This is a genomic window from Synechococcus sp. Cruz CV12-2-Slac-r, from assembly GCF_024346075.1.
Taxonomy (GTDB): Bacteria; Cyanobacteriota; Cyanobacteriia; order PCC-6307; family Cyanobiaceae; genus Synechococcus_D.
The window spans coordinates 1-2,108 of the sequence record NZ_JAGQEK010000230.1 but is presented as its reverse complement, the minus strand read 5'-3'; the positions used below and the strand labels follow the sequence as shown (position 1 = coordinate 2,108).

The following is a 2,108-nucleotide window of genomic DNA, read 5'->3' as shown; positions in this document are numbered from 1 at the left end:
TGGCGGCGGTTATTGAATAGTATCCAAAAGTAGTCTTAAAAATGTGTCTCGAAAGCTTAACGCGTAGGGCTCTTGGCTTTTCTATGTGCCCATAAGTAGCCTTCTTTTACTTTCAACTCATTCATTGATCCGTCATGATCTTTAAACCAATGAAAAGTATAGTCAAGCAAATTGCCAACTTGCTTGGATTTGAAGTTTGCCGCATGATACCCTCCTCCTCTGCTTGCGCCCAAATAGTTTCTGCGTTGAAGCTCGTGGAAACGGATACGGTTTTTGATATTGGAGCCAATACAGGCCAATTTGTTAAATACATTCGCAATGCTGGTTATCAGGGTAAAATTATTAGTTTCGAGCCTCTTAAATCGGCAACAATGTATCTGACTGAGTCTGTTAAACGCGACCCGCGCTGGATGCTTCATGAGAGATGCGCAATTGGAAACTATGATGGAGAAGTAGAAATTAATATAGCGGGTAATTCCGTTTCCTCGTCTGTCCTTTCTATGCATCCATCACATGCTGAAGCAGCTCTAGGCTCCGCCTATGTTTCAAGCGAAAAAGTGTCCATCAAGATGCTAGATAGCATTGCAAGCCAATATTTTAATCGCAATTCAAAGCTTTTTATCAAAATTGATACACAAGGATATGAATGGCAAGTGCTTGATGGAGCGGCTGAAACTCTAGGGCGGGCTCAAGGTTTGATCTGCGAGCTCTCTCTTATACCTTTGTATGAAGGGCAAAAGTTATGGAGAGACGTTATTGATCGATTGGATCAAGAAGGTTTCATGCTTTGGGCTTTACAGAAGGGATTCACAGATCCGCGAACTGGCCAGTCTTTGCAAATGGATGGCATTTTCCTGCGCCGAGATGTGTTGAAGAGTTGATTGATATTACGTGCATTAACTGTGTGGTCCTACCACGTCGTTCAGCTGACCAGTGGTTCTGAGGTCGCCATAGTCCGAATTGTGTCACCGTCGGCCCACTTGCCTCACCACCCATGCTTACCCATCCGAATGCCCGGCTGCTATCCCTCACCCCCGTCTACGCCCGTGTCCTCGGTGTTGCTTTAGCTCAGAAGAGCTACGACACCCATGAGTCCAGCGAACGGACGGCGCTCAAGGAGCTGCTAAGCACGATGGATCTGGAAGGAAAGCTGATCCAGGCGGATGCCCTGCATACAACTCAGGTGTTTTTCTCTGGTGTCTCAAGCAGGGCGCCTATGTCGCGCTGAACGTCATGACCAACCAGCGCAAGCTCTATCACCAGATCAGCCGCTAGTTTGAGGAGAAACGCAAGATCCCTTTCACCGCAACAGATCGGTAGAACCGGCACGGGCTAGACACACGTTGGGATCTCGGAGCCAATTAATAGCATGGCAACAATAGAAGATTTGCCACAGTCCTCCAATCGGCTTAACCTTGTGCAAAGCAGATACCGGCCCGAAATTGATGGCCTGAGGGCATTCGCGGTCATTGCTGTCATCATCAATCACTTCAACAAGGATCTTCTTCCGAGTGGCTACCTTGGAGTTGATATCTTTTTCGTAATTTCAGGTTATGTGATTACATCTTCGCTATCAGGGAGAGAGAGCAAAAGCTTTGGTGAATTTCTGAGTGGCTTTTATCAGCGGAGGATTAAGCGACTTGTGCCTGCGTTAGTTGTCTTCGTTCTGCTAACGAGTGTTTTGATCTGTTTGTTCAATTCAGATCCAGCAAAAGCGCTTAAAACTGGGATCGCATCACTATTTGGATTATCAAATCTCTACCTCTTCCGGCAATCGACTGACTACTTTGCCCAATCAAGCGAACTAAATCCCTTTACGCACACTTGGTCGCTTGGCGTGGAAGAACAGTTCTACTTGCTGTTTCCATTCCTAATCTGGTTCTCTGGGTTCGGTAAGCAGACTGCAAAAGGTACAAGAAACCTAGTTTTATTAGTTGGTGTACTTACAGTTGCTTCACTCATAAGTTTTAATTATCTCTATTACGTCAATCAGCCAGCAGCCTACTTCTTAATGTTGCCTCGCTTTTGGGAGATGGCAGCAGGATGTCTGCTTTTTGTTGGGTTCCACAAGCGGGCGAAGATTGAGCAAGGCATCGAGCGAGTTCCCC

General features: G+C 46.3%; 3 protein-coding genes. All 3 read left to right on the top strand.

All coding sequences use genetic code 11. From position 1 onward, the window contains the following. Positions 1-149: 149 nt before the first annotated feature. Positions 150-881 carry an FkbM family methyltransferase gene (locus KB557_RS11035; RefSeq protein ID WP_255134178.1) on the top strand — a complete coding sequence of 244 codons (732 nt, stop codon included), beginning with the start codon at positions 150-152 and terminating at the stop codon, positions 879-881. Between the two features lie 113 nt (positions 882-994). Then, a complete protein-coding gene (locus tag KB557_RS11030; RefSeq protein WP_255134176.1) occupies positions 995-1,228 on the top strand; it encodes a hypothetical protein in 234 nt (77 codons plus the stop codon). A gap of 141 nt (positions 1,229-1,369) precedes the next feature. Continuing rightward, a partial coding sequence (locus KB557_RS11025) for an acyltransferase (RefSeq protein WP_255134174.1) occupies positions 1,370-2,108 on the top strand: 739 nt, incomplete at its 3' end.

Coding starts and splice junctions, on each gene's coding strand:
- KB557_RS11030 (WP_255134176.1), top strand. CDS start 995: ATGCTTACCCATCCGAATGCCCGGCTGCTATCCCTCACCCCCGTCTAC.
- KB557_RS11035 (WP_255134178.1), top strand. CDS start 150: ATGAAAAGTATAGTCAAGCAAATTGCCAACTTGCTTGGATTTGAAGTT.